Source organism: Desulfuromonas acetoxidans DSM 684 (assembly GCF_000167355.1).
Classification (GTDB): Bacteria; Desulfobacterota; Desulfuromonadia; order Desulfuromonadales; family Desulfuromonadaceae; genus Desulfuromonas; species Desulfuromonas acetoxidans.
On record NZ_AAEW02000009.1, the window covers coordinates 67,539 to 94,296 of the forward strand.

Here is a 26,758-nt window from a genome sequence, read left to right on the forward strand (position 1 = left end):
AAAACAAAGGGTGTCGATATGAAAATAACCACCAAAAAAAATGATCTGTTAAAAGGTCTTACTTTGGTTCAAGGCGTCGTCGAGAAAAAGAAAACACTTCCTATTCTTTCTAACGTCCTTTTAGAAACGGACAAGGAAACTTCACAACTAATTTTAACTGCAACAGATTTAGAAATTGGAATAAAAACACACATAAAGGCAGAAATCATCAGTGATGGCAAAATAACAATATCTGCAAAAAAACTATATGAAATCGTAAAAGAACTCGCAGACGCGGAAATAACACTTAAAGTAAAAGAAAACAATTGGGTAGAAATAATAAACGGAAAAGCAAAATTCAATATCGTAGGGTTATCATCGGAAGAATTTCCACTTATTACTGATAAACAAACAGATAATAACTTAAGTATTGATGGAATAACTTTAAAAAATATTATAGATAAAACTTTTTATGCTATATCAAATGATGAAAGTAAATTCAATTTAAATGGTATATATTTACATAGTGAATCTATTGATAATAAAAACTATATAAAATTCGTTTCTACTGATGGTCATAGATTATCTTTAATGCAAATTGAATCAGATACAAAGATACTTGACCAAAAAGGAGTTATTTTTCCTAAAAAAGGTTTAGCAGAATTAAGAAAAATAATTGATCAAGAAAATCAAGATATCAAGATATCAATTCTAGACAATAATGCAGTAATAAATATTAAAGAAACTACACTCGTAATGAGATTAATTGATGGAGATTTTCCTGATTACAAACGGGTTATTCCAGAAATGAGTGATAATTATTGTCAAATTAATGGTGAAATTTTATTACATACATTACGTCGAATATCATTATTAGCAAATGAGAAATCTAAAGGTATAAATATTGAGTTTCTACAAAATGAAATAAATGTTACATCATCCAATCCGGAGTATGGTGATGCTAGCGAAACCATTAAAACAATATATGAAGGCAATAATGTTAAAATTGGATTTAATTCAAAGTACCTGATTGATGTTATATCTAATGTTGTAGATAAAGATATTCGAATCTATATCAAAGATAATATGTCTCCATGCCTTATTTTGCCTGAGGATACAAATAACTATTTAGCTGTTATTATGCCTATGCGTATCTGATGATAGAAAAAATAAAACTTCAAAATTTCAGATGTTTTAAAGAATTAGAAATAAATTTAAATAAAAAAAACATCATATATGGTCTTAACGGAAGTGGTAAAACTAGTCTGGTAGAATCATTATATTTATGTAGTAATTACAGAACATTATCTCCGAAAACAAAAAATAATGATCTGATTAAATTTAACTCTGAAAATGCAGAAATATTTATAAATACGAAAAATAAATTAAGATTATCAATTTCAAAGAATAAAAAAATATACCTTGATGGGTTCGAATCAGATGTTTTATCTTTCGTAAAATCAATAAAATGTGTTTTTTTTCTATCAGATGAAATTTTTATATTTTTTAGTAAGCCCTCTTCAAGAAGAAAATACTTTGATCAATTAATATTTAATTTGGATTCAGATTATTTATTATTGGTCCAAAAATATATTAAAATTTTGAGAAATAGAAATATACAATGTAAGAAAAATAAAGTTCTAGAATTAGATATATGGACTGAATATCTCAAAGATATAAATAATAGAATTTCAGAAAAAAAAAAAATATATGTTGAGAATCTTACAAAGGAATTTAAAAAAGTATCAAACGATTTATTAGGTAAAAAAGTTGAATTTTCAATAGAAATAGATAAAAAAGAATATTTTCCTGGGATAGAAAATAAAGAAATAGAAAATGGAAGAACATTATTTGGACATCATTTAGAGGATTATAGTCTATATATTGATGGTGTTAATTTGAATAGTTATTCTTCTAATGGACAAAAAAAACTATTTCTTTTCTTAATAAAATTATCACATTTAAGTTTGTCGGAATTTTATTCTTACAACCAGGCATTAATCATCGATGATTTGGAGAGTGAATTAGATAATATCACTATCAACAGTATTTTAGATTATCTTTCTAAAATAAATAAGCAAGTGATTATAACTAATATTGATAAATTAAACATAAGTGGTTTCAATATTATTAATCTTAATAACTATAATTAAACTAGGTGACGAATGGAAAATAATTACAGTGCTGAAAATATAAAGGTTTTAGAAGGTCTGACAGCTGTACGAAAAAGACCGGCAATGTATATTGGTTCTACAAGTAGCCAAGGATTACACCATCTCGTCTATGAGGTTGTGGATAATTCAATTGATGAGGCACTTGCAGGATTTTGTGATTCGGTTTACGTCACTTTGAATGTCGATGGATCAGTTACAGTAGAGGATAATGGACGTGGAATTCCTGTAGATTGGCATGCCACGGAAAATAAATCTGCAGCTGAAGTTGTTATGACTGTCCTTCATGCTGGAGGTAAATTTGATAGTGACACTTATAAAGTCTCTGGTGGATTACACGGAGTTGGTGTTTCAGTTGTCAATGCTTTGTCGAGTAAGCTTGAATTAGAAATTCGTAGAAATGGTAAAATATATGAGCAAACTTACGAGACAGGTATTCCTAAAACTGATTTGAAGGAAGTTTCTGACACAATTAAAAAAGGCACAAAAATAACTTTTTGGCCTGATGCAAGTATATTTGAAACTGTGGAATATTCGTACGAAGTTTTGTCTAAAAGATTGAGAGAGCTTGCATTTTTAAATGCGGGAGTACGAGTTACTATTACAGATGATAGAACAGAAAAGGTTCAGGAATTTTATTATGAAGGTGGTATTTCATCATTTGTAGAATATTTAAACAGGGCAAAAAATCCACTACATAATAATATTATATTTTTTAATGGCGAAAAAGAAGGTGTACAAATAGAAATAGCCTTTCAATATAACGACGGCTATGACGAAAAAATATATACTTTTGCAAATAATATTAATACACATGAAGGTGGAACGCATCTTGTTGGATTTAAAGCAGCATTAACACGTACTATGAATGCTTATGCAACAGCCAATAACCTTCTTAAAAATATTAAAGCATCAGTATCCGGTGATGATCTTCGTGAGGGTATGGCTGCTGTTATTTCAGTAAAAGTTCCAGATCCACAGTTTGAAGGTCAGACTAAAACAAAATTAGGCAATTCGGAGATCAAAGGTTATGTCGAGACCTTGATCAATGAAAAATTGGCTGTCTATCTTGAAGAAAACCCGCAAGTTGCCAAGAAAATTCTTGAGAAGGGGATTGAGGCGGCAAGAGCTCGAGAGGCTGCACGTAAGGCACGTGATTTAACGCGTCGTAAAGGAGCACTTGATGGCTTATCATTACCAGGTAAGCTTGCAGATTGTCAGGAAAAAGATCCGGCTCTCAGTGAAATCTATATCGTCGAGGGCGATTCCGCGGGTGGAAGTGCCAAACAGGGCCGAGATCGATCGAACCAGGCTATCTTGCCATTGAAAGGTAAGATCCTTAATGTTGAAAAATCGCGTTTTGATAAAATGCTGACCTCAAATGAGATTCGCACTTTGATTACAGCGATGGGGGCCGGTATTGGTAAAGATGATTTCGATATTGCTAAAATTCGATATCATCGAATTATTATTATGACTGATGCTGATGTTGACGGTTCGCACATTCGTACTTTGCTATTGACGTTCTTCTTTCGACAAATGCCTGAAATTATTGAGCGTGGTTATCTTTATATTGCTCAACCTCCACTTTATAAGCTTAAAAAAGGCAAAAAAGAGATATATCTCAAAGATGAAGAAACTTTGTTAGATTATTTATTGTCTATTGGTGTTGAAAATTGTTCAATTGATATGAATAATGGCGATAAGATTATTCGTGGTAAACAGATAATACCAACACTTAAAAATATAATTGACTATGATAATCTTTTTGAAAAACTAATCCATAAAGGCATTAAAAGAGAACTTCTGAAAATATTTGTAGAAAATAAAATACAATTTAATTTTGAAGATCTCGTAGATCTTAATCCTCTTGTAAATACTTTGCAACAAGCTGCATCTCACGCTGAGTTTACGTTACTGGAAAATCCTGCTCGGATTTTATTTACATTAGGTAACGTAAGAGCTCGTATTGATCAAAAGAGTCTAGATATTCTTTCCAGTCATGAGTATAAGCTGTTGCTCCAATCGTTTAAACAACTTATTACAATTACAAAAGAAGATGTTGTTGTTATACAACAAGAAGAAAAAGAACCCGTTTCGGTTAATGATCGAGAAGAGCTTCTTGATTTCTTTTTGAGCCGTGCCAAGAAAGGTCAGTATATCCAGCGCTATAAAGGTCTTGGAGAAATGAACCCGGAGCAGCTTTGGGAAACAACGATGGATCCGGAAAAACGGGTATTGTTACAGGTTAAAATTGAAGATGCTGTGGCAACAGATAATATCTTTACCGTTTTAATGGGTGATCAGGTTGAGCCACGTCGCGAATTTATAGAAAATAATGCACTGAATGTGTCAAATCTTGATATTTAACCAATATTGCAGAGGATATTTACATGCTCTCTCAGCAAAATAAAGTCAGCGTCAATATAGAAAATGAAATGCGTAAGTCCTATATGGACTACGCAATGAGTGTCATTATCGGTCGAGCATTACCCGATATTCGCGATGGTCTTAAGCCTGTTCACCGTCGCGTCTTGTTCGCGATGCATGAACTCGGCAATGAGTATAATAAACCGTATAAAAAATCAGCACGTGTTGTTGGTGATGTTATTGGTAAATACCATCCCCATGGTGACAGTGCTGTCTATGACACTATCGTCCGTATGGCGCAAAGTTTTTCCATGAGGAATCCTCTGGTTGATGGTCAGGGAAACTTTGGTTCTATTGATGGTGATTCAGCGGCTGCTATGCGTTATACGGAAGTTCGGATGGCAAAACTGTCACACGAACTTTTAGCTGACATTGAAAAGGAAACGGTTGATTTCGGTCCTAACTACGATGATTCTCTTTCCGAACCTATTGTTTTACCCTGTAAATTTCCAAATCTTTTGGTTAATGGTTCTGAAGGTATTGCCGTCGGCATGGCAACAAAGATTCCTCCCCATAACCTTGGTGAGGTGATCAATGGCCTGGTTTCTATTATCGATGATCCAACTCTTACTTTTGAGGATCTAATTCAGATTATTCCTGGACCGGATTTTCCTACTGCCGGATTTATTCTAGGGCACGAAGATGTTCAGGAAGCCTATCGAACGGGGCGTGGCATCATTCAGATGCGGGCTAAGGCGATGGTTGAAATCGATCGCCGTACCAGTCGGGAAAGCATTGTCATCAATGAAATTCCTTACCAGGTCAATAAAGCTAAATTGATCGAAAAGATCGCTAACCTGATTAAAGAGAAAAAAATAGAAGGTATCTCTGACCTGCGCGACGAGTCAGATCGTGATGGCATGCGGATTGTTATCGATCTGAAAAGGGAAGCAGTGGCCGGCGTTGTTCTCAATCAGCTCTATAAAATGACGGCGATGCAGAGTTCTTTCGGTATCATTATGTTGGCGATTGTCGGAGGACAACCGAAGATTCTGACGCTTCGAGAGGTTCTCGATCAATTTATCGACCATCGTAAGGAGATTGTCACCCGCCGTTGTGTTTTTGAACTGAAAAAGGCCGAAGCGCGTGCGCATATTCTTGAAGGTCTTAAAATTGCGCTGGAAAATCTGGACGAATTGATCCAGATCATCAAAACATCGGCCAATTCTCAAGAAGCCAAAGCGCGATTAATTGAACGATTTACTTTCAGTGATATTCAGGCTCAGGCGATCCTGGATATGCGGTTGCATCGTTTGACCGGTCTGGAGCGGGATAAAATCATCAACGAGTACAATGAGGTGCTCGCTCAAATTGCCCGTCTTAAAGAGATTCTCGGCAGTGAAGTAGAGATTTTGAAAATTATCCGTGCCGAATTGATCGAAGTTAAGGAAAATTATGACGATCCTCGCCGTACAGAAATTATCGCTAAAACCAAAGATCTGTCCATTGAAGATCTGATTGTTGAAGAGGATATGGTGGTCACGGTTTCCCACTCCGGTTATATCAAACGGAATGCCGTGTCACTCTACCGCTCGCAACGACGTGGCGGAAAAGGGAAAACCGGGATGCGACCCAAAGAGGAGGATTTTGTTGAGAAACTCTTCATCGCCTCGACCCATTCCTATATTCTCGTTTTCACTGATCAAGGAAAAGTCTACTGGTTAAAAGTCCATGAGATTCCGCAAGGCGGTCGCGCTGCACGAGGTAAAGCGATTGTCAACCTGCTGCAACTGGCTCCGGAAGAGCGGGTCATGACCATTTTGCCGGTGAAGGAATTTGTCGAAGATAAATATATTATCGCTGCAACGAAAAACGGTGTGGTCAAGAAAACAGAGCTAATGGCCTATGCTAATCCCCGCCAAGGCGGCATCATCTCCATGACGATTGACGAAGGTGATTCACTGGTTGCCACCCGGATTACCGACGGAAGCATGGATGTTCTTCTTGCCAGCCACCATGGTAAATCGATCCGCTTTGCCGAAACGGATGTACGTCCTATGGGACGTACGGCACGAGGTGTTCGTGGTATGCAGTTGGAAGGTGATGACACGATTATCGGTATGGAGGTGGTCAATGACAATACCTCTGCATCACTGGTCAGTGTGACTGAAAACGGTTATGGTAAACGCACTAACCTCAGTGAATACCGCGTACAAAGCCGTAGTGGTAAAGGTATCATCACCATTAAAACATCCGATCGAAATGGTTACGTTGTCGATATTAAACTGGTAACCGATGAAGAAGATCTGATGTTCATTACCGACCGGGGCAAGATTCTGCGCACCCGTGTTGGCTCACTGTCGATTATCGGGCGCAATACTCAGGGGGTCCGATTGATGGTTTTGGAAGATGATGAACGGATCGTAGCTGTTGCAAAATTAGCGGAAAAAGAGGAAGAGTTACCTCAAGAATTGATTGAGAACGACTCTGAGGAAGAACCCGCTGCTGATCAAGAGGACGAATAACAGTGGTTAAGCAGATTAGTGTCATCGGTGCTGGAAGTTGGGGGACCAGCTTAGCTAACCTGTTGGCAAAAAAGGGTCATCAGGTCACTTTGTGGGCCTATGAAGCAGACCTTGTCGCCCGGATGCAGCAGACGCATATTAATGATCTGTATCTTCCGGAGATAAAACTGTCGAATAATCTCTCTTTCACCAATGAGATTGGCTTGGCTGCAGAAAAAGAGGTTGTCCTGTTTGTGCCGCCATCACAGGCCATGCGGGTCGTTTTATCCTCATGTGTGGATCATTTGTCGTCTGAGGCACTGATCATTTCAGCATCCAAAGGGATTGAAAACAAGACACTGTGTCCCATGTCCGACATTTTTGATGAATTGCTGCCAGACGGTTTGAAAAATCGCACGGCCTACCTGTCTGGACCCACTTTTGCTAAAGAGGTGGCTCTTGAGCAACCCTCTGCCGTTGTCGCTGCGGCACATGACCAGTCGATTGCTCAGCTGGCGCAGATCGTGTTTAACACGGATTATTTTCGGGTCTATACCAACGATGATGTCATTGGTGTTGAACTCGGCGGGGCGATTAAAAATGTGATCGCTTTGGCCGCAGGTGTTTGTGACGGACTTAACTACGGTTATAATACCCGCGCTGCACTGATTACCAGAGGCTTGGCTGAAATGAAACGGCTTGGTCTGGCCATGGGGGCCAAAGCCGAAACCTTTGCCGGTCTGGCAGGTATGGGTGATCTGGTGTTGACCTGTACCGGAGATCTCTCCCGAAACCGCACGGTTGGTGTGGAATTGGGTAAAGGGCGTAAACTCAACGAAATTCTGTCTGAAATGACGATGATTGCTGAGGGGGTTAAAACAACTCTGTCGACCTTTGAACTGGCGAAAAAAATCAAAGTGGAAGTTCCCATTGTCGAACAGATGTATGCCATTCTCTATGAAGAAAAAGATCCGCGCCAGGCTGTGGTTGAACTGATGCAGCGTGAACTTAAATCGGAGTATGTGTGATGATGTTATCTATCCAAAAAATTGTTTTCATAGCGCTGGCAGTATTGATTCCGACAGTGTGTATGGCCGGACCTCAGGTAAAGATGACAACCAATTACGGACCGATTGTCATCGAACTGGATGACACGCATGCGCCAGTATCTACCAACAATTTCCTGCGTTATACTGACGGCGGCTTTTATAACGGGACGATTTTTCATCGTGTTATTCCCGGCTTTATGATTCAAGGTGGAGGCTTTACCCAAAAAATGGATCGTAAGGTCACCCGCCAACCCATTACCAATGAAGCGACCAATGGCTTGAAAAATATGCGTGGAACCATTGCCATGGCGCGAACAGGTCGTGTTGATAGCGCGACAAGCCAGTTTTTTATCAATCTGGTCGACAATGCTTTTCTCGATCATAAAACAAAAACAGCCCGTGGTTACGGCTATGCTGTTTTCGGAAAAGTGATCGAAGGAATGGATGTTGTTGATAAAATTGCTAAGGTGAAAACAGGCCGAAAAAAAGGGATGGCGGATGTTCCATCTCAAAGTGTGATTATCGAATCAGTTGAGCGGATAGCAGCACCATAAACAGCTCAACGCGGAATAAGGGGCCATTATGACCACTATCCGCATCATCTCTTACAACCTGCAGGGCTGCCACGACAGTGGAGCTGTTTTCCAATTGATAGATCATTATCATGCGGATTATGTCGCCCTGCAGAATATTCAGGATCTCCCTCACGGTCAGACTCTTGAGGCGTTGGCAGCGTTTTGCGGTATGGATATTGCCAGCCAGGGGGAAACTCGAAACCTGGCATTGCTCAGTCGCCGACCGGTTAAAATGATCCAGACTTACGATCTCGGCTATGGCGCGGGATGTATGCGTGCTGAATTAATTGCCGATGATAAACGCTGCCTGCTGTATAACGTGTGTTTACATGGTGGAGTATATAAGCGCTGGGTGCAGATACGCCGTCTCCACGGCCCCGATCTTCTTAACCACCACCAATTGAGTTTACCAACCATCGTCCTCGGTGATTTCCTTGATGTGATCTGGATGGTAGGTTCACTTCGGTTTCACAAACAGATGACCCCACTTTCTCCCCCATTCTATCAGGGAACCTACCCTGCCTTCTTCCCTCTATTTGCTCGTGACAAAGCCTATGGAAAAAATGGAATCGTTGTTGAGAACAGTTTTGTTGATCGCAGTGAAAGAGCGCGTAGTGGCAGTCGACATCTGCCGCTGATTATGGACGTGATGATCGTGGATAACCGCATTGCCTTAAAGAATAAAAAAATGTCCAAAGCCGCACCTGCTGGGGTTTTCAGTGGTTAAAATGTTTGTGGATAACATTGTTGATAATGTGGAAAAGAGAGAGACAGGGGCAGATTTGTGACAAAAAAAGAGAAGAAAAAATGGTTTGAAACCATCATTACTATTCTGGATCAACACTATCCCGAAGCCCAGTGTTCACTGAATTTCTCCAATCCCCTTGAACTGGTAATTGCCACGCTACTTTCCGCTCAGACAACCGATATACGTGTCAATTTAGTTACCCGAAAACTGTTTGAACGTTATCGTGATGTTCACGCGTATGCTCAAGCCGACATTCACGAAGTGGAAGAGATTATCCGCAGCATTGGGTGTTATCGGGTTAAAGCAAAACATATCGTGGCCGCTGCTCAATTACTATGTCAGAAATTTTCCGGTCAGGTCCCGGATCAATTGGACGATCTGATTCAGTTACCCGGGGTTGGCCGCAAGACCGCCAATGTTGTGCTGAGTAATGCTTTTGATAAGCCGGGATTTCCCGTAGATACGCATGTTAAACGGGTTGCGCGTCGGTTAGGATGGACCCGACAGAGCGACCCGGTTAAAATTGAGAGCGAACTGTGTCGCTATGTGGAACCCCCATTATGGGGACATACGTCCCATCTGTTGATCTATCACGGCCGTGAGATCTGCAAAGCGCGGTCACCACAGTGTGAACGATGTCCGGTTGAAAACCAGTGTAAAAAGGTTTTTTAAAGCCTGAAAATACCCTTTAAAACAAAAAGCGATGTGCAGAATGATATGCACATCGCTTTTTGTTTTTGAGTTGCTTAGAATTGAAATTTGGAGGTTTAATCCAAGCGAAAGAAATCACGGGCCTGCGGTTTCTTTTCATCCAGCGCGTAGCGGGTCGGCGCGGTACCGGGGGCAAACATCTCAATGACAGATGTCGGACTGTCTTCCGGTTCCAACAAACCGGTTTTCGGGTCCACCGGATGGAATTCCATGGTATCAGGGACCGTAAAGTTTTTTGCCGGCATCCCGGCCAGAGTCTGCTTCATAAAATCAACCCAGGCTGGTGCGGCTGCTTTAGAACCGGTTTCATTTTTACCGAGCGGTTTTTCCTGATCATATCCCACCCATGAAATGGTCACCAGTTGTGGAACATAGCCGACAAACCAGGCATCCTTCAGGTTATTGGTCGTGCCGGTTTTGCCGGCAACCGGGCGATTGAGAGCTTTGGCCCGCCACCCCGTACCCCGTTGAACGACGCTCTCAAGCATATTGGTGATCAGACAAGCTGTCTCTTGAGAAATCACCCGTTGACGCTCGAGACGAATCAGTTTCTGATCCGCGTCAAGGCCGTTGGGAAAATCGGCGGGATCAATGGATTCGAGTATGCGACCGTTGCGATCAGTAATTTTGGTGATATAGGTCGGTGCGGTTTTGATTCCGCCGCTAGCGAAGACCGAATAGGCACTGGCTAACTCGAGAGGTGTCAAAGCGCTGGAACCAAGCGACATGGTCAAGTCACGATTCAGTGGCGAGGTGATCCCCAACTTATGCAGATAACGCGCGGTGTAATTGATGCCGATATTATTGAGCAATTTGATGGTGATAATGTTGTACGAATGGGTTAGAGCTGTTCGCAACGAGGTTGGGCCATAAAATTTATTGCCGTAATTTTTCGGTTTCCACTCCTTCTCTTCGCCCTTATTATCGGTTTCTTTGTAAATCAACGGCGTATCGAGAATAACCGATGCCGGGGTATAGCCTTTATCAAACGCAGCAGCATAAATAAGCGGTTTAATCGCAGAACCCGGCAGTCGTGACGACTGCAGCACCCGATTAAACTGACTCTTGGCAAAGTCATAGCCACCCACCATGGCTTTGACCGCACCATCCTGAGGATCAAGGGCCAACAGGGCGCCTTGGGCTAGTGGGTACTGAAACAGGTCAATATCCGTTGGGTGACTCTGTTTAACGCTACGAATTTTCACCTGGATGACTGAACCTATTGGTAACAATGTCTTCTCGTTATTGTTCTTTTGATCCTGATCCAGAGCGGCAAAAACCTCATACGGGATAACGTCGAACGGTTCAGCCCATTTAAGTTTCTGGCGGGGTAAAACGGCTTCATAAGCACCGATGCGGACCACCAGTTGCTGATCGCTTGAATCGACCAGTAAGGCTTCAATCACCTGGCCAGGTTCTAACGGGTTTTCGTTAAGCTCAGCAGTTTGCTGATCAACAAATGCCAGTGCATCCTGCTGGTTGAGAACCCGCACCGGACCGCGATAACCCTGACGTCGATCATGACGCTGAAGATTGTCACGCACCGCTTTCTGAGCCACCTGCTGCATGGACAGGTTCATGGTGGTATAAACCTGTAGCCCGCCGCTATAGAGCAGGTCTCGGCCATAATTTTTTTCAATATAACGGCGCACCTGCTCACTGAAATAGCCGGTTCCGGCCGCAGAGTTATCACCGCGTGGATGGACCACAAGAGGATCGGTATATGCCTTGTGCGCCTGGTCTGAGGTGATGTAGCCGTTGGCAATCATCCGTTCGAGAACATAAAGCTGACGATCCTTGGCGCGATTATAGTGGCGATACGGGGAATAACGGCTGGGTGCCTGCGGCAAACCGGCAAGAACCGTGCACTCGGCCAGATTGAGGTCTTCAACGTTCTTGTCAAAGTAATTTTCCGCAGCGGCCTGAACTCCATACGCACCGTGGCCAAGGTAGATCTGGTTAAGGTAGAGATAAAGAATTTCACGTTTGGAAAAGCGCTGTTCCATACGCCAGGCAAGGATCGCTTCTTTAAATTTACGGGAAAACTTCCTTTCCGGCGTTAATAGAAGACTTTTAGCCACCTGCTGGGTAATGGTACTGCCGCCCTGAACAATGCCGCCGGCTTTGATGTTTTTTAACGCCGCGCGGAAAATGGAAACCAGATCAATGCCCTGATGATCGAAAAAATTGGCATCCTCAGCAGCGACAAAGGCTTGGATTAACGGTTTGGGCATACGGGTCACGGGTACCACGATGCGTCTTTCGCGGTAAAATTCGGCAATGGTTTGCCCATCTTCACTGTACGCACGGGTGATCGCCGGCGGCTGATAATCTTCGAGGGTATCGAATTCAGGCAGGGAGCTGTTAACGTAAAAATAGGCACCGGCGAGGCCGAAAAAAGCCACAATCCCCAGTGACAAACCCAACAAAAAAACAATTTTAAATATTTTTTTAAATAGAGGCATCTTAATAAAAAAGCCGGATGAATCATCCGGCCCCTTGGTTATTCCACGGTGACACTTTTCGCCAGATTTCGTGGTTGATCCACATCTGTGCCTTTAAACACGGCGATGTGATACGAGAGCAGTTGTAAGGGAACCGAGGTGATCACCGGCATCAGATCATCACTGATCGTTGGAACGGCAAAAACAGCGTCTGAAGCACTGTGCAAATCCGAAGAATCACAGTCACTGATTGAGATTATCTGCCCTCCCCGTGCCCGAACCTCTTCCATATTGGACACCACTTTTTCATAGGTGTCATTTTTAGGCACCACGACCACCACCGGCAGGTTCTCATCGATCAGGGCAATGGGCCCGTGTTTCATCTCACCGGCAGGATAGCCTTCGGCGTGAATATAGGAGATCTCCTTGAGTTTCAGAGCCCCCTCCAGAGCAATAGGATACTGATTGCCACGACCGAGATACAGAAAATCGGATGCGTGCATAAACTGGCGAGCGACAGATTCGATCTGCTCATCAAGTTCCAGCGCCTGTTCCAGTTTGCGGGGCAATGTCAACAGGGCCTGAATCTGTTCACGGAGTTGTTCACTCGACAACATTGTGCGGACACGGCCCAGGTGCAAGGCAAACAGAAATAACGCCACCAGTTGCGTGGTAAACGCTTTGGTTGAAGCGACACCGATCTCCGGTCCGGCATGGGTATAGATGACACCATCACTTTCCCGGGCAATCGACGATTCAACCACATTACAAATGGCAACGACTTTACCGCCGCGTTCATGGGACTCACGCAATGCGGCCAGGGTGTCAGCCGTCTCACCACTCTGGCTGATCACCAGGGTCAAGGTACGCTCATTGACCAATGGCTGGCGGTAACGGAACTCACTGGCAATATCCACCTCAACACTTAACCGGGCCAGTTTTTCGATGAGAAATTTACCCACCAGACCGGCATGCCACGAGGTGCCGCAGGCAACAATATACAGCCGGTCAAACTGGGCGAGTTGGTCATCGGACAGGTTGAGATCATGCAGCAGAACCCTGTCCTTATCTTCGTTAATGCGCCCGGCAATGGTATCGGCGATGGCGCGCGGTTGTTCATGAATCTCTTTGAGCATAAAATGGCGATAACCGCCCTTTTCCGCCATCATCGGATTCCAGGTGATGGTTTTCGATTGTTTATCGACCGGCTGGCCATCGAGGGTGGTGATGGTCATGGCCTCGCGACTGAACACAACCATCTCACCGTCGTTGAGAAAAATCATCTCGCGAGTATGAGACAACATGGCCGGAATATCGGAAGCAACGAAGTATTCCCCGACACCCTGGCCGATCACCAGCGGGGAACCGGCCTTGGCGGCAATAAGTTGATCCGGATGAGACTGGCAAATGACCGCAATGGCAAAAGCACCACGCAGTTCATGCAGCGCCTGACGAACGGCGGCTTCGAAGTTTTGACTGGCACGATAATGGTGCTCAATCAGGTGGGCGATAATCTCGCTGTCGGTTTGTGAATTGAAAACATGGCCCTGGTCGGCAAGGCGTTGCTTAAGGACCAAATAGTTTTCAATGATACCGTTGTGGACAACGACAAAATCTCCGGAGCGATGGGGGTGAGCATTTTCCTCCGACGGTTTGCCGTGGGTGGCCCAGCGGGTATGGCCGATGCCGAGAGAACCCGTCAAAGGGGTGGACTTGAGTTTTTGTTCCAGGTTGGTCAGTTTGCCTTCAGCACGCGAGGTATTCAGTTGACCGTGATCCAGAGTGGCGATGCCTGCAGAGTCATAACCGCGATATTCAAGACGACGCAGACCTTCCAGAACAATCTCCACGGCGGGGTTCTGACCGATATAACCGACGATTCCGCACATAAACAGGAATTCTCCTTAACAAAATAGTGTCACATCCCACTGACGGGATGAATCCATAACGCTGGCTGAAAACAAGATGTGCGTCTTATTGATACAATAAAACGCACATCAATCTCGTAAAAATCGTTCCTAGTCTTATTTTTTTCGTTTGCGCCAGCCTTTGATCACTTTTTGTTCGCTGCGCGACAGAGCCAAAGAATCCTCCGGCACATCTTTGGTAATTGTTGAGCCGGCGCCGATCAGGCAGTTGCGACCCAAGGTGACGGGTGCGATCAGCTGGCAGTCGCTGCCGACAAACACACCATCCTCAATCACGGTTTTATGTTTGTTGACGCCATCGTAATTGCAGGTGATGGTACCACAGCCGAGGTTGATATCGCTGCCCAGTTCCGCATCACCGATATAGGTCAAATGACTGGCTTGCGAGCGTGGACCCAGAACCGCTTTTTTGGTTTCGACAAAATTACCCAGTTTATTGTGGCCGTGAAGAACAGTGCCGGGGCGCAGATGGGCCATAGGACCAATGGCACACTGCTCGCCAATCTGCGACTGCTCAACAACAGATCCCGCTTTGATGCGGGTTGACGAACCGATCTGGCAATCGTCGATAACGCTGCCGGTTTCCACATGGCAAAAAGCCCCGATATGGCTGGCACCACGCACATGGCAGTTGGCTTCAATCACCGTATCGGCCTCAATTGTAACGGTATTGTCGATATAGGTTGTTGCAGGGTTTTGCAGGGTAACGCCGTTAACCATATGCTGGTGGTTGATGCGCTGTCGCAAAATTTCTCCGGCTTCGGCCAACTGCACCCGGTCATTGATGCCCATGCACTCGCGTGGATCTTGGAGCACGCAGGCTGCAGCTTTTAAACCCGAGCTCTGGGCCAGAGAGATAATATCGGTAAGATAGTATTCCCCCTGGGCATTGTCGTTGCCGATACGATGCAGCAATTCGTAGACCAGTGGTGCTTCAAAAGCATAGATTCCGGTGTTGATCTCGGTGATGTTTTTCTGTTCGCTGGTCGCATCTTTTTCTTCGACAATTTTTTCAATTTGACCTGAGTTGCGAATGATTCTACCGTAGCCGTAGGGATTCTCCATATGGGTCGTCAATACGGTAACAGCAGCCTCGGAGGTCCGGTGTGCGTCAATGAGTTGTTTTAATGTCTCTTCACGCAGCAGCGGAACATCGCCACACAGCAAAAGTAATGTGCCATTGAACGATTGTAGGGCAGATTCGGTGACCATCAGAGCATGCCCGGTGCCCAGTTGTTGCTCCTGAACGACAAAGTTTACCGGGTACGGTGCAAAGGTTTCTTTGACACGATCAGCCTGATGGCCGACAACCATGACGGTTTTGCAACATCCCAGAGACTGGCACCACTGGACGGGAAACAAGGCAAGGGGCTGACCGGCAATCTGGTGAAGGACTTTAGGCTGTTGGGATTTCATTCGTGTGCCCTTGCCGGCGGCAAGGATGACGGCTGCGAGATTCTGTGTAGGCATATAGAATATCCTCTTAGAATATGTTAAAACTCTTCTAGCCGAATTGACCGGCAGAGTCAAGTGTGATCCCCACAGTCAGTTGGGAAAAATAAGGAGGCTGACGTTGGCCAAAGTTCTTGATGATCGGAAACAAATCAATCAACATCTGTCAGATATTGAGCTGAAGCTGAAAGATCTGCGCATCCGCTATGAGCAATATTTTGCCGGTGTTGAAAAACGTGCCCCGGTCCGTGAACGTGAAGCCCTTGAACGCGTCATCCGCCGCCTCAATCAACGCCGCATTATGCAAACCGACCTACGATATCGTTTTCAGAACCTCAGTGGAAGTTTTTATTCCTATCAGAATATGTGGGACCGGATTCAGCGGGAAATGGATGAAGGTCGCTACCATCGTCATAAAACCAGCAGTATAGACAGTTCCGCGCCGCAGCAAAGAGAGATCGATCGCGTTTATCACGATTACCAGGCAATCTGTCGTGAATGTCAGCGCAATGTGCCTCCCAAAGAACAACTCGAATCGTTTATTGAAAAGCAAAAAGAGAGTATCCGGCAGAAATACGGTAATGTCGAATGCAATTTTCGCGTTGTCAACGATCAGGGTAAACCGAAAATTACCGTCAATCTCAAGCGTTGAAATCGATGCCCGAATCCATAGCTTTTGTTACGCTCCATGTGCGGCCTTGCGCCCAGGCGGTACCTCTCGGATCGGCCTCGGTGGCCGCTTCTTTGCCAGATGATATAAAAAACCGCACCGTCCAGGTAGAATTATTTCTCGATCAGGATCTTGGCCAGATGGTTGCTGCGGTCATGCGTACCGGGGCCTCGCTTGTGGCGTTGAGTATCTATGTGTGGAGCCATCGACCGATGGTCGCTTTGGCTGCTGAATTGAGGAAGCGCTGCCCGGAGTTGATTGTCGTGGCCGGTGGTCCGGAAGTGACAGCGGCCCCGCAGACGTTCAGAGACACCGGCCTGTTCGATACACTGGTGTGTGGTGAAGGGGAAGAGGTGATCCTCCAGATCGTCGATGCCGCCGATCGGCACAATGCGCTGGAGCCGCTGTACCGCAATAGCGGACCAATCGATCTGTTGCACCAGGTTTCGCCATGGTTGGATGGTTCTCTGGTGCCGGGTGAAGGTGTGCTTTGGGAAGTGTCGCGGGGCTGTCCGTTTCGCTGCTCGTTTTGCTTTGATGCGCGCGGAGACCATGGCGTACGTACCATGGCGTTTTCCCGTCTCGAGCAGGAGTTAGCCCTGTTTGTCAAGCATCGGGTCTCCCAGGTGTGGGTGCTCGATTCCACGTTTAATTATCCCGCTGAGCGAGGCAAGAAATTGCTGCGTCTGATCAAACGGGTTGCTCCACATCTCCATTTTCACCTTGAAGCAAAAATCGAGTTTATTGACGAGGAACTGGCTCAACTGCTGTCGGAAATCCACTGTTCGGTACAGATTGGTCTGCAATCGGCTAACCCCGATGTTGTTCGCCATGTCCATCGCCATTTTGATGCCGAACTGTTTCAGGAAAAGATTGCTCTGCTGCATTTTGCCGAGGTGACCTACGGCATTGATCTGATGTATGGACTTCCCGGCGACGATGAGGCGGGAATGCGCCACAGCCTGGAATTTGTCCTGCAACTGCAGCCCAATCATATCGATCTGTTTCCGTTGGCCGTCTTGCCCGGCACAGAGCTCTATCATCAACACAGTCAATACGGACTCCATGCCGAGTCTGAACCGCCCTATCGACTGCTGTGCAGTGACAGTATGACTGAAGACGCCATGAAGCATTGTCGTGACCTGGCCGTGTGGACCGATGTTTTTTATAACACCGGTCGTGCCATGGGCTATTTTCTCGACGTGTGTCAGGCCGTCAACCAGAGTGGTGTGGCCATGATTGAGGCGTTTGGCCACTGGTTGCTGGCAACGCGAGGTATGACAACGGAGGTTTTGGCGGATGATACTTTGGCCAGCGATCAGGTGGTTGCGTGGCAAAAGGCATTTTTCCACACCTGGCTGGCGGAAAATGGTCATGAAAATTTGGCAGGAGCCATTGACGATCTGATCAGTTTTCACGCCTGTTGGGCTCAGGCTCAGCTTGAGGAAGATGTGCCGCAGCCAGATTGTACTGATCTCAGTGAAAAAGTTTTAGTGGAACAGCAATCCTGGCGGTGGGTGGACCAGGTAAGGATTCAGCGGTTTCATTACAACATCAATGATTGGCTTCTGATTGACGGGGATCTGGTTGAACAGGCTGAGTACGGCGAACAGAGCGGCAGTATGGCGGTGTTTTTCCGCAGCGACAATCAGGCTCAATGCGTCACAATCGATGGTATTGATGCCAGTCGTTTTCCCACAGGTGCCGACGTGCCGTCCTATGATGCGTTGCTGCTGCTTGGCGCTGTGGTGGATGGGGATGACTACCTTCACTGGCTTGACCAGGCGGTAGACTATGGCCTGCTCAGCGCCGCCGTGCCGGAGGCGCGCTGAGGTCTTCATAGAGTAATTTGAGGACCCGTTTGATCCTGGCGGACAAGCGGATCGCATTGACCGGCTTGGCGATAAAATCGATAAAGCCCATATCGAGCAGTTGAGCTTCCTCTTTGGCGGTTGCCCGCCCTGATAAAGCGATGACCGGAATCGATGCGGTCTGGGGATTTTTTTTCAGTGAATTAAACAGATCCATGCCACTTATTTTTGGCATATTGGCTTCGGTGATGATCAGATGTGGGTGGGTTTTAACCGCCACAGGCACAGCTTCAATAGCATTACCGCACTGAATAATATCAAACCCCTCCTGGCTGAGCGCCGAGATCGAGGCTGCCAATGCCGGTAGTTGTGTGTCCACCAGCATAATGCGCCACCACTTCCCTTCCGCAGGAACCTGAATCGACTTCATGTAGTGCCTGTTGATGGCGGCATGGATTTCCTGGGTGGTGGTTAGATAGGGAACAATACGCAGACCGGTGCCGAATGACAGGGTGTCGAGGGTTTCCATATCCAACGGATTGACCATCGCCAGGTACAGGGTCTTCTCTTCCACTTTCAGGGGGAAAATCAGTTTCTGCAGAGCTTTTTCACTGTCAACGAGGTCGAGAATTTTATCAGGGAAGTTGTGATCGGCAATGTTTTTGACGGTTTTCAATCCGAACTGACGGGCCAGAACCAGCGCAATGTCGCGTTCAGAAATGACCTGTTGTTCTTCGAGAATCTGTCCTAAGCGTTTGCCGGTGCCTGCTTGTTGAGACAACGCACGCTGCAGGATATTCTCATCGATAACACCTTCATCAACAAGGACTTCACCAAATTTTTTCCGTTTTGCCATGATATCCACCTGTGCCTATACGAAATTGCATTGTATAAAAGAGTCGATGTCTAACTTTAATGTCCTGCTAACCTATCAGTTCTGATAGGAAAATCAAGTGTAAGCTATAAGTGGTCCTAATGTTTGGTTGGTTTCTATGGCGCAGAGTTTCGTGCTTGAGTGATATGGCTGAGTTCAGCGGGCGTAAACTGATAGCTGGTCTTACAATATTCACAGGTGATCTCGGTGTCTTCCGCCCGTTGGCTCAAGGCTTCCAGCTCCTCGCCCGGTAAACCGGCCAGCATGGCCAGAACATGGCGACGGCTGCAATTGCATTTAAACTCAAGATCAATGCTGTCCTGCAGTTTGAAATGACTGTCGTTAAGCACCTGCTGGGCTAACTCAATGGGGGCTAACCCCTCGCGGATCAGCGAGGAGATGGGGGGCAGATTAGCCAGATGGTTGTCCAAGGACTCGAGAACTTTTTCATCACAATCGGGCATGGCCTGGATAAAGTAGCCACCACTGGCACAAACTTGTGCCGAACGGTCGAGAAGAACCCCTAGAGCGATGGACGTCGGGGTTTGCTCCGACGTGGAAAAATAGTGGGCGATATCCTCGGCAATTTCACTGGTGATCAATTGCACCATGCCTTGATAGGGTTCTTTCATACCGAGATCTTTGGTGACGTGAAGAAAACCGGCTTTGCCGATAGCTCCAGACACATCAAAGTGGCCATCAACGGGGGGCAAATGGCATTGAGGAACCTTGATGGTCGCCCGGACAACGCCGTGGGCATCCGTTTCCGCCTGCAGTTTTTTTAACGGCCCGTTGCCCTCAATAGTCAGGCCGAGCCGCTGGTCGCCTTTGAGTAGTGAGCCCATCAAAGCCGCCGCTGTGGTCAGGCGACCCAGGGCCACACTGGCAGTAGGGTCGGTCTGCTGGAGCAGGCAGATCTCTTTGGTTAATTCCGTGGTAACGGCAAACGAAGCACGAATTTGTTTGTCGTGACTTAACACCCGAATCAGTTGATCAGACATGCCCTCTCCTCGTTATTGCCAACTTTTCAGACGCTCCTGAGCCTTGTCAGCTTCCGGAGTCTGAGGATAGTTATCCACCACCTTTTGAAGAATAATCTTTGCATTACGCACATCGCCCAAGGCGTAAAAAGCCAGCCCCTGTTTCATCAGGGCGGCAGGCATTTTGGGGTGGTTGGGGTACTTTTGAATCACATCCTGAAATTGCAGAATCGCACTTTCATACTGTTTGTCGCCGTAGAGGGTCTCGCCAATCCAGTACATGGCATTCACCGCCAGATCGTGTTGCGGGTAGCTCTGGATAAACTGCCGGAACAGATCACGTGACTTGGTGAAGTCCGATCCCTGTTGAACCAGTTGCAAGGCTTGATGGTACAGTGCGTCAGGCTGATCTTGTGTCGCTGACGCAGCCGTCGGCTTTTCATCGCGCTGATTTAGTTGTACCGCAGGTGCAACCGGTTGCGCGTCAGGCTGCTCAATTACGCCAGGTTGCTCGCCGGTCACGGGCTGCCGGGGTGTTGCCGTTGCAGGAGTCTGGCTTTTGGCTTCTTCGAGGGCGGCAACCCGCAGGCTCAGATCATTTTGCGACAGAGTCAGTTCTTCGCGCAATTGCATGATGCTGTGCTGTTGGTCTTCCAGGCGTCCGGTTAGACTTTGCAGGTCGACGCGTAATGTATCGAGTTCTGCTTTCAGGTTGGCCTGTTGGCGGGCAATATTGCGCAATTGAGCCGCGTCTGTTGATGGGGGTTGGCTGATGCTGCGCTGTTCCAGTGCGGTCAGACGCTGTTTCAGGGCATTGATCTGGGCACCCTGGTTGGATGTCGTCTGCTGCAGAGGAACACAGCCGGAAAGCAGCACAAGGCCGATGACAGTGAGATAAGAACAGGGGCGCATAACGTCTCCTCAGACAAAAAGGGGACTGTACCCTTTTTAGGCACAGTCCCCCCTGGTTGTTGCAGTCAAACGGGAAGAATTAAGGTTTGGGTACAAACTCGGCGCGACGGTTTTTGGCCCACGCCTCTTCCGTGCTGGCCATATCAACGGGTTTTTCCTCACCGTAGGAGATGGTGGAAAGACGGTCCGTTGCAACGCCCATGGAGGTCAGGTACTGCTGGGCAGCCACGGCACGACGCTCACCAAGAGCCAGATTGTATTCATCCGAGCCACGCTCGTCACAATGGCCTTCAATCACCAGAGTTGTTCCGGGGTTGGCCTGCAGGTAGCGCATATTTTCTGCCAGAGTGTCGCGTGCTTCAGCGGACAGAGTGTATTGGTCAAACTCAAAATAAACCGTACCGAGAACCGGAGCGGCAACAGGCTCAACAGCAGGAGTGGTTTCGGTTACAGCTGAATCCGTGTAACTGGGAACGGGTTCGGTTGTGGGAGCCACTTCGGTTACTTCACAGGCTTCTTCTGTGCCCGTGTCTTCAGTGACCGGTTTGGCACAGCCAGCTGCGAGAATCAGGATCAACGCAAAAAGGCACAGTAACTTAAACGTTTTCATTTTAATTCATCTCCTTGATATGAACTCAATTGCGATAACGAGCTCTTTCCAGATTCTTAAAAAACAGTTGTCAGTATACAGAGAGTCACAGAAAAAACAAGAATTTGTCTCGCAACACTACCACAGTTGCTGCGGAAGCGTGAGTCTTAAATAATTTTTTAAAAACGTTAGAATTTAATGTGTTGCAGAGGCCTATTCATGGATTAAGGGCTGTTCCTTATGGGCGTTGCGGACGAGATTGAGGCTCTTTTTCTATGTCAGCGGGCAGAGCGGTTGATTTCGTTCAAACAATTTTTCGCCTGCCGTGTTGAGCCGACTCGAAAAAATATAAAACTCATCTCAGTACGAATGTTCCCTAAATCCTTAAAAAATGCGAGGAATTAACGGCTTGGAATCGTTTGACAGGGGGGATTGTTTTCCTTTACTATGCGCAAAAATGAAAGGAACTGCGACTGCATATGACTGAACAACAGATCAAACAAGAGATTCTCAAGCTGGCCAAGGAGCACGATGCACTCATTCTTGCCCATAATTACCAGCGTGATGAAATCCAGGATATTGCCGATGTCACTGGTGATTCTCTGGCACTCTCTATTGCGGCATCAAAAACGGATAAAAAGGTGATCGTTTTTTGCGGCGTCCATTTTATGGCGGAAAGCGCAGCCGTTTTAGCTCCGGATAAAATTGTTCTTTTGCCGGATCAGGGTGCCGGTTGCCCGATGGCCGATATGGTCACTCCGGAAGCACTTCAGGCCATGCGCGAGGAATACCCTGATGCGCCGGTGGTTGCCTACGTCAACACAAGTGCAGAGACCAAAGCGCTGAGTGACATCTGCTGCACCAGCGCCAACGCCGTCAAAGTGGTCAACTCTTTGCCGGATAAGGAAGTGATTCTGATTCCCGACCGCAACCTGGGCAACTATATCGCCTCCCATGTTGATAAAACCTGTCACCTGTGGCCCGGATTCTGTCCGGTTCACGATCAGTTGCATCTTAAACAGATTCAGGCGTGTCGCGAAGAACACCCCGACGCCGTTTGCCTGGCACATCCGGAATGTCCGCCTGAAGTTCTCGAGGTTGTCGATCATATTTTATCGACCGGGGGCATGTTGGAGTATGTGCGTAACAGCTCGGAAAAGAAATTTATTATTGCCACGGAACGGGGCATTCTCTGTCAATTACGCAAGGACAACCCGGATAAGGAGTTTTTCTTTCCTGAATACGAGTTTATCTGCGAAGATATGAAAAAAATTACCCTTGAGCAGTTGCTAACCTGTCTGCAGACCATGCAGCCTCAAATCACCGTTCCCGAAGAGATCAGCACGGCCGCCCGTCGCTCCCTTGAGCGGATGCTGGCCATTCCTCGCGACTGATGTAATTTTATACACAGCTTACCTGGGGCGTGTTTCGACACGCCCTTTGTTTTTTGGGGAGAGACCATGGCCAATGAAGAACAGGCCCATACCACCCGACATGCTTTTGTTCAGACGGTGAACGGATTGGCGGGGCGTGCCGAAGTTCTTGGATTACACGGTTGCGCTGCTGCACGATTTCTTGCCGGGCTGCTGACTCCGACCGGACCGGCGCTCCTGGTGGTGGTTGCCGATCTTGACCAAGCCAGGCAGTTGACGGCAGAGCTTGCTTTTTTCAGTGCTCGCCCCGAGAAAATCCGTCTGTTTCCCCACTGGGAAATGGCCCCGTTTGAACCGCTGGTTCCCCACAGTGAAATCGAAGCCACGCGTTTGGCCACCTTGTACGGAGTGTTGCAGGGCGAGGTTGAAGCCGTCGTGACGACCCCGGCGGCTCTGCAGCAACGGGTGATTCCCCGTCAGGCCCTGCACACCCTGTGTGAAGAACTGATCCTCGAAGAAGAATATGATCGCCATCAATTGCAGCAGCGGCTGCACGATCTAGGTTATCGCTCTGTTCCTCTGGTAGAGGATCGCGGGACCTACTCCTTTCGCGGTGATATTCTCGACCTGTTTCCGCCAACGCTCGAACAGCCGGTGCGCATCGATTTTTTTGGCGATTACATTGAGCGGATGCGCGTTTATGATGCCCTGACCCAACGTAGTGGTGACCAACAGCTCGATCGGCTGACTCTGCTACCGTCGCGGGAGATGGTGCTGACCGGTAGTTATCTCGACCAGTTCAGTCAGCAGCTCAAGCAACGCTGTGATGCCTTGGAGTTGCCCCGCACCAAACGTGAAGCCATTCTCGAAGAGGTCCGCGAAGGCTTGCTCTCTCCCGGACGATCCTTTTTACTGCCGCTCAATTACGGTCAACTGGACAGCCTGTTCGATTATCTCGCCACGGACACTGTGGTCACGGTGGATGCTCCGGCCGTTGAACAAACCCTTGATCAATTCAGTCGCAGCATTGAACAGGGTGTGGCCCACATGGTCGCCGGTGAAGAGCCCTATGTGGAACCCCACCAGCTTTATCTCGCACCCCAGGAACTTGAGCAGCAACTCAGGGTGAAACGGCAGATTCATCTGGCGGATCTGCATATTTACGATCTTGATCATGACAAAAGCGTGCTGCGGGTCGAAAGTTGCGGGAATGGTGAATTTCTTCAACAGGCAGAGCCGCAACGCATCCGCCATCTGGCAGAGCGTTTAACCGCATGGGCAGATCAGCAGTGGTCTATTCTGCTGGTCTGTCGGCGTTCCGGGCAGGCGCAGCGTCTCAACGATCTGCTCAAGCCTTACGAACTTGATCCCCAGCCCTTGACCACCCTGCCGTGGAATGAACAGCGCGGAACGTTGCACTGGGTGTGCGCTGATATCAGTCGCGGTTTTCAACTGCCGGATGAAAAGCTGGTGGTGGTTACCGAAGAAGAGGTGTTCGGACAGCGGGTCAAACGGCGTCGCCGCAATGAACTCCGTGCTAAAGCCGCACTGTCCTCCCTGGCGGAACTTAAAGAGCGCGATTATGTGGTCCATGCTGATCACGGCATCGGTCTTTATTTAGGACTTGAACAGCTTTCCAGCAGCGGCATGAGCGGTGATTTTCTCAAACTGGAATATGCCGGTGGCGATATGCTTTATCTGCCGGTGGAGCGAATTGAGAAAGTTCAGAAATACGCGGCCGGTGATCTGCAGTCGGTGCGTCTCGATAAAATGGGAGGTACCGCCTGGGCCAAAACCTGTCAAAAAGCCCGCGCAGCAGTGGAGGAGATGGCGCGGGAACTGCTGACCATTTATGCCCGCCGCGAAATGGCCGAAGCGTTCACCTTCTCACCGCCTGACGATGTGTTTCGCTCCTTTGAAGCGGCCTTTCCGTATGAGGAAACAGCAGATCAGATGGCGGCTATCCAGGATGTGCTGGAGGATATGCAGTCCGGACGCCCCATGGATCGGTTGATCTGTGGTGATGTCGGTTATGGTAAAACCGAAGTGGCCATTCGCGCCGCATTTAAGGCTGCTCTGGACAGCAAGCAGGTCGCCGTAGTGGTCCCGACCACGATTCTCGCCCGTCAGCACTATGCGACCTTTCTCGAGCGGTTTCACGGTTATCCTGTCCATGTCGAAATGATTTCCCGTTTTCGCAGTGCCGCTGATCAGAAACGGGTACTCAAAGAGCTGGCCGAAGGCCAGGTCGATGTGGTGATCGGTACTCACCGTCTGTTACAGCGCGATGTTCATTTTAAAGATCTGGGTATGGTAGTGATCGACGAAGAGCAGCGTTTCGGTGTCTCGCACAAGGAACGCCTGAAGAAGATGCGCGCCCAGGTCGCCATGCTGACGTTGAGTGCCACACCCATTCCTCGCACATTAAATATGGGCATGATCGGTATGCGAGATCTGTCGATTATCGATACACCTCCTGTTGACAGGTTGGCGATCCGCACCTATGTCACCCGCTTTGATGACGATCTGATCCGTAATGCCATTCTGCGTGAACTGCAGCGTGGCGGCCAGGTCTATTTTGTTCATAACCGGGTCCAGTCCATTGGCGCCATGGCTGAATTTCTCGCGACCCTGGTTCCCGAAGCTAAAATTGCCGTTGGTCACGGTCAGATGGCTGAAAAAGAGTTGGAAAAGGTGATGCTGGGTTTCATTGAGGGCGAGACAAATGTGCTGGTGGCCAGCACCATCATTGAAAACGGCCTCGATATCCCGCGCGCCAACACCATTATTGTCAACCGGGCTGACTGTTTTGGCCTGTCGCAACTCTACCAGTTGCGTGGCCGGGTGGGTCGCAGCAAAAATCGAGGTTACGCCTATTTACTGATCCCCGGCGAAGCAACCCTGACCAAAGATGCCCGTGCCCGTTTGCAAGTCCTTCAGGATCTGACCGAACTGGGCGCCGGTTTCCGTGTGGCCAGCCATGACCTTGAACTGCGTGGCGCCGGTGATCTGCTCGGTGGCCGTCAGGCTGGTCAAATTGCCGCCATCGGCTTCGAGATGTATACCGAGCTGCTCGAAGAGACCATTCAAGAGCTCAAAGGGATGGAGAGCGAAGGGCGTATTGATCCGGAGATCCGTCTTGGGCTACATGCCTTTCTGCCCGACAATTATGTGGTTGATCCCAACCAGCGCCTGGTGTTCTACAAAAAGATGGCTGCGGCTGAAGACGATGCCACGCTTTACGATATTGTCGATGAACTGCAGGATCGCTATGGTGAAATCCCGCAACCGGGCCTGGTTCTGCTTGAGATGATGAAGTTGCGTGTTGAGTTGAAACGACTCCGCATTGATCTGGCCGAATTCGACGGCCGTCGTCTGGTGTTTGGCTTTCACCCGACCACCACCGTGTCTCCAGATGCCTTGCTGGCGTTGATTCAGGAAGATCCGCAACGCTACAGCCTGTCACCAGATTTCCGCATTGCCGTGCGTCTCAACGAGCGCGGCAGCGATATTGAGCTGATTGAGGAAGCCAAAAAGCAATTGCAGGCATTTTGCGGACCGTGATAACGTGCAGCAATTCACCATTCTGTTAACTTTCCACTTTGAGGTTTAACGCCC

General features: G+C 47.3%; 19 protein-coding genes. 12 read left to right on the forward strand and 7 right to left on the reverse strand.

The features are described from left to right. Positions 1–18 precede the first annotated feature (18 nt). Genes dnaN through nth form a run of 8 tightly spaced genes read left to right on the forward strand, consistent with a single transcriptional unit; the run spans position 19 to position 10,068 of the window. Entirely contained in the window at positions 19–1,137 is a 1,119-nt protein-coding gene (dnaN, locus tag DACE_RS09105; RefSeq protein WP_006000557.1) for a DNA polymerase III subunit beta, read from the forward strand. Beyond that, complete coding sequence (gene recF, locus DACE_RS09110) at positions 1,137–2,132, forward strand: DNA replication/repair protein RecF (RefSeq protein WP_006000559.1); 996 nt, start codon at positions 1,137–1,139, stop codon at positions 2,130–2,132. Before dnaN ends, recF begins: the two co-directional genes overlap by 1 nt. A gap of 12 nt (positions 2,133–2,144) precedes the next feature. Continuing rightward, entirely contained in the window at positions 2,145–4,520 is a 2,376-nt protein-coding gene (gene gyrB, locus DACE_RS09115) for a DNA topoisomerase (ATP-hydrolyzing) subunit B (protein ID WP_006000561.1), read from the forward strand. Between the two features lie 23 nt (positions 4,521–4,543). Further along, a complete protein-coding gene (gyrA, locus tag DACE_RS09120; RefSeq protein WP_006000563.1) occupies positions 4,544–7,045 on the forward strand; it encodes a DNA gyrase subunit A in 2,502 nt (833 codons plus the stop codon). Positions 7,046–7,047: 2 nt separating this feature from the next. Beyond that, positions 7,048–8,052, forward strand: coding sequence for an NAD(P)H-dependent glycerol-3-phosphate dehydrogenase (locus DACE_RS09125; protein ID WP_006000564.1), 1,005 nt, complete (start codon positions 7,048–7,050; stop codon positions 8,050–8,052). Further along, complete coding sequence (locus tag DACE_RS09130; protein WP_006000566.1) at positions 8,052–8,627, forward strand: peptidylprolyl isomerase; 576 nt, start codon at positions 8,052–8,054, stop codon at positions 8,625–8,627. The genes DACE_RS09125 and DACE_RS09130 overlap by 1 nt, the downstream gene beginning before the upstream one ends. Before the next feature lie 28 nt (positions 8,628–8,655). Further along, entirely contained in the window at positions 8,656–9,375 is a 720-nt protein-coding gene (locus DACE_RS09135; protein ID WP_006000569.1) for an endonuclease/exonuclease/phosphatase family protein, read from the forward strand. A gap of 57 nt (positions 9,376–9,432) precedes the next feature. Next, the gene (gene nth / locus DACE_RS09140) at positions 9,433–10,068 is read left to right on the forward strand and encodes an endonuclease III (protein WP_006000571.1); all 636 of its coding nucleotides are present in this window, start codon (positions 9,433–9,435) and stop codon (positions 10,066–10,068) included. Between the two features lie 95 nt (positions 10,069–10,163). Here nth and DACE_RS09145 read toward each other — a convergent pair whose 3' ends face one another. The 3 genes from DACE_RS09145 to glmU all read right to left on the reverse strand — a co-directional run bounded on the left by DACE_RS09145 (position 10,164) and on the right by glmU (position 15,949). Further along, a complete protein-coding gene (locus tag DACE_RS09145; RefSeq protein WP_238326410.1) occupies positions 10,164–12,512 on the reverse strand; it encodes a penicillin-binding protein 1A in 2,349 nt (782 codons plus the stop codon). A 98-nt stretch (positions 12,513–12,610) separates the two neighbouring features. Continuing rightward, a complete protein-coding gene (gene glmS / locus DACE_RS09150) occupies positions 12,611–14,440 on the reverse strand; it encodes a glutamine--fructose-6-phosphate transaminase (isomerizing) (RefSeq protein WP_006000575.1) in 1,830 nt (609 codons plus the stop codon). A gap of 135 nt (positions 14,441–14,575) precedes the next feature. Beyond that, positions 14,576–15,949 carry a bifunctional UDP-N-acetylglucosamine diphosphorylase/glucosamine-1-phosphate N-acetyltransferase GlmU gene (gene glmU, locus DACE_RS09155; RefSeq protein ID WP_006000577.1) on the reverse strand — a complete coding sequence of 458 codons (1,374 nt, stop codon included), beginning with the start codon at positions 15,947–15,949 and terminating at the stop codon, positions 14,576–14,578. Between the two features lie 103 nt (positions 15,950–16,052). Between glmU and DACE_RS09160 the strand changes: the two genes are divergently transcribed. Both DACE_RS09160 and DACE_RS09165 read left to right on the forward strand, forming a co-directional pair. Continuing rightward, the gene (locus DACE_RS09160; protein WP_006000579.1) at positions 16,053–16,583 is read left to right on the forward strand and encodes an MXAN_5187 C-terminal domain-containing protein; all 531 of its coding nucleotides are present in this window, start codon (positions 16,053–16,055) and stop codon (positions 16,581–16,583) included. 5 nt (positions 16,584–16,588) lie between these two features. Continuing rightward, a complete protein-coding gene (locus DACE_RS09165) occupies positions 16,589–18,433 on the forward strand; it encodes a B12-binding domain-containing radical SAM protein (RefSeq protein WP_006000581.1) in 1,845 nt (614 codons plus the stop codon). Here DACE_RS09165 and DACE_RS09170 read toward each other — a convergent pair. From DACE_RS09170 to pal, 4 genes are all read right to left on the reverse strand, one after another. After that, positions 18,405–19,268, reverse strand: a complete 864-nt coding sequence (locus tag DACE_RS09170) for a response regulator (protein ID WP_006000583.1) — start codon at positions 19,266–19,268, stop codon at positions 18,405–18,407. The genes DACE_RS09165 and DACE_RS09170 overlap by 29 nt on opposite strands. Positions 19,269–19,402: 134 nt before the next feature. Continuing rightward, positions 19,403–20,287: an Hsp33 family molecular chaperone HslO gene (gene hslO, locus DACE_RS09175; RefSeq protein WP_006000585.1), complete on the reverse strand. Its 885-nt coding sequence runs from the start codon at positions 20,285–20,287 to the stop codon at positions 19,403–19,405. A gap of 12 nt (positions 20,288–20,299) precedes the next feature. Continuing rightward, on the reverse strand, positions 20,300–21,178 hold the full coding sequence (gene ybgF, locus DACE_RS17260) for a tol-pal system protein YbgF (protein WP_006000587.1): 879 nt from the start codon (positions 21,176–21,178) through the stop codon (positions 20,300–20,302). A 79-nt stretch (positions 21,179–21,257) separates the two neighbouring features. Then, a complete protein-coding gene (gene pal / locus DACE_RS09185; RefSeq protein WP_006000590.1) occupies positions 21,258–21,788 on the reverse strand; it encodes a peptidoglycan-associated lipoprotein Pal in 531 nt (176 codons plus the stop codon). A gap of 458 nt (positions 21,789–22,246) precedes the next feature. On the opposite strand from pal, the gene nadA reads away from it, so the two are divergent. Further along, complete coding sequence (gene nadA, locus DACE_RS09190) at positions 22,247–23,161, forward strand: quinolinate synthase NadA (protein WP_006000592.1); 915 nt, start codon at positions 22,247–22,249, stop codon at positions 23,159–23,161. Between the two features lie 66 nt (positions 23,162–23,227). Then, positions 23,228–26,704 carry a transcription-repair coupling factor gene (mfd, locus tag DACE_RS09195; protein WP_006000594.1) on the forward strand — a complete coding sequence of 1,159 codons (3,477 nt, stop codon included), beginning with the start codon at positions 23,228–23,230 and terminating at the stop codon, positions 26,702–26,704. Positions 26,705–26,758 lie beyond the last annotated feature (54 nt).

Bases quoted from the DNA above. Each gene is read 5' to 3' on its own strand.
- dnaN (WP_006000557.1), top strand. From the start codon at position 19: ATGAAAATAACCACCAAAAAAAATGATCTGTTAAAAGGTCTTACTTTG.
- recF (WP_006000559.1), top strand. From the start codon at position 1,137: ATGATAGAAAAAATAAAACTTCAAAATTTCAGATGTTTTAAAGAATTA.
- gyrB (WP_006000561.1), top strand. From the start codon at position 2,145: ATGGAAAATAATTACAGTGCTGAAAATATAAAGGTTTTAGAAGGTCTG.
- gyrA (WP_006000563.1), top strand. From the start codon at position 4,544: ATGCTCTCTCAGCAAAATAAAGTCAGCGTCAATATAGAAAATGAAATG.
- DACE_RS09130 (WP_006000566.1), top strand. From the start codon at position 8,052: ATGATGTTATCTATCCAAAAAATTGTTTTCATAGCGCTGGCAGTATTG.
- DACE_RS09135 (WP_006000569.1), top strand. From the start codon at position 8,656: ATGACCACTATCCGCATCATCTCTTACAACCTGCAGGGCTGCCACGAC.
- glmS (WP_006000575.1), bottom strand. From the start codon at position 14,440: ATGTGCGGAATCGTCGGTTATATCGGTCAGAACCCCGCCGTGGAGATT.
- glmU (WP_006000577.1), bottom strand. From the start codon at position 15,949: ATGCCTACACAGAATCTCGCAGCCGTCATCCTTGCCGCCGGCAAGGGC.
- DACE_RS09165 (WP_006000581.1), top strand. From the start codon at position 16,589: ATGCCCGAATCCATAGCTTTTGTTACGCTCCATGTGCGGCCTTGCGCC.
- DACE_RS09170 (WP_006000583.1), bottom strand. From the start codon at position 19,268: ATGGCAAAACGGAAAAAATTTGGTGAAGTCCTTGTTGATGAAGGTGTT.
- hslO (WP_006000585.1), bottom strand. From the start codon at position 20,287: ATGTCTGATCAACTGATTCGGGTGTTAAGTCACGACAAACAAATTCGT.
- ybgF (WP_006000587.1), bottom strand. From the start codon at position 21,178: ATGCGCCCCTGTTCTTATCTCACTGTCATCGGCCTTGTGCTGCTTTCC.
- pal (WP_006000590.1), bottom strand. From the start codon at position 21,788: ATGAAAACGTTTAAGTTACTGTGCCTTTTTGCGTTGATCCTGATTCTC.
- nadA (WP_006000592.1), top strand. From the start codon at position 22,247: ATGACTGAACAACAGATCAAACAAGAGATTCTCAAGCTGGCCAAGGAG.
- mfd (WP_006000594.1), top strand. From the start codon at position 23,228: ATGGCCAATGAAGAACAGGCCCATACCACCCGACATGCTTTTGTTCAG.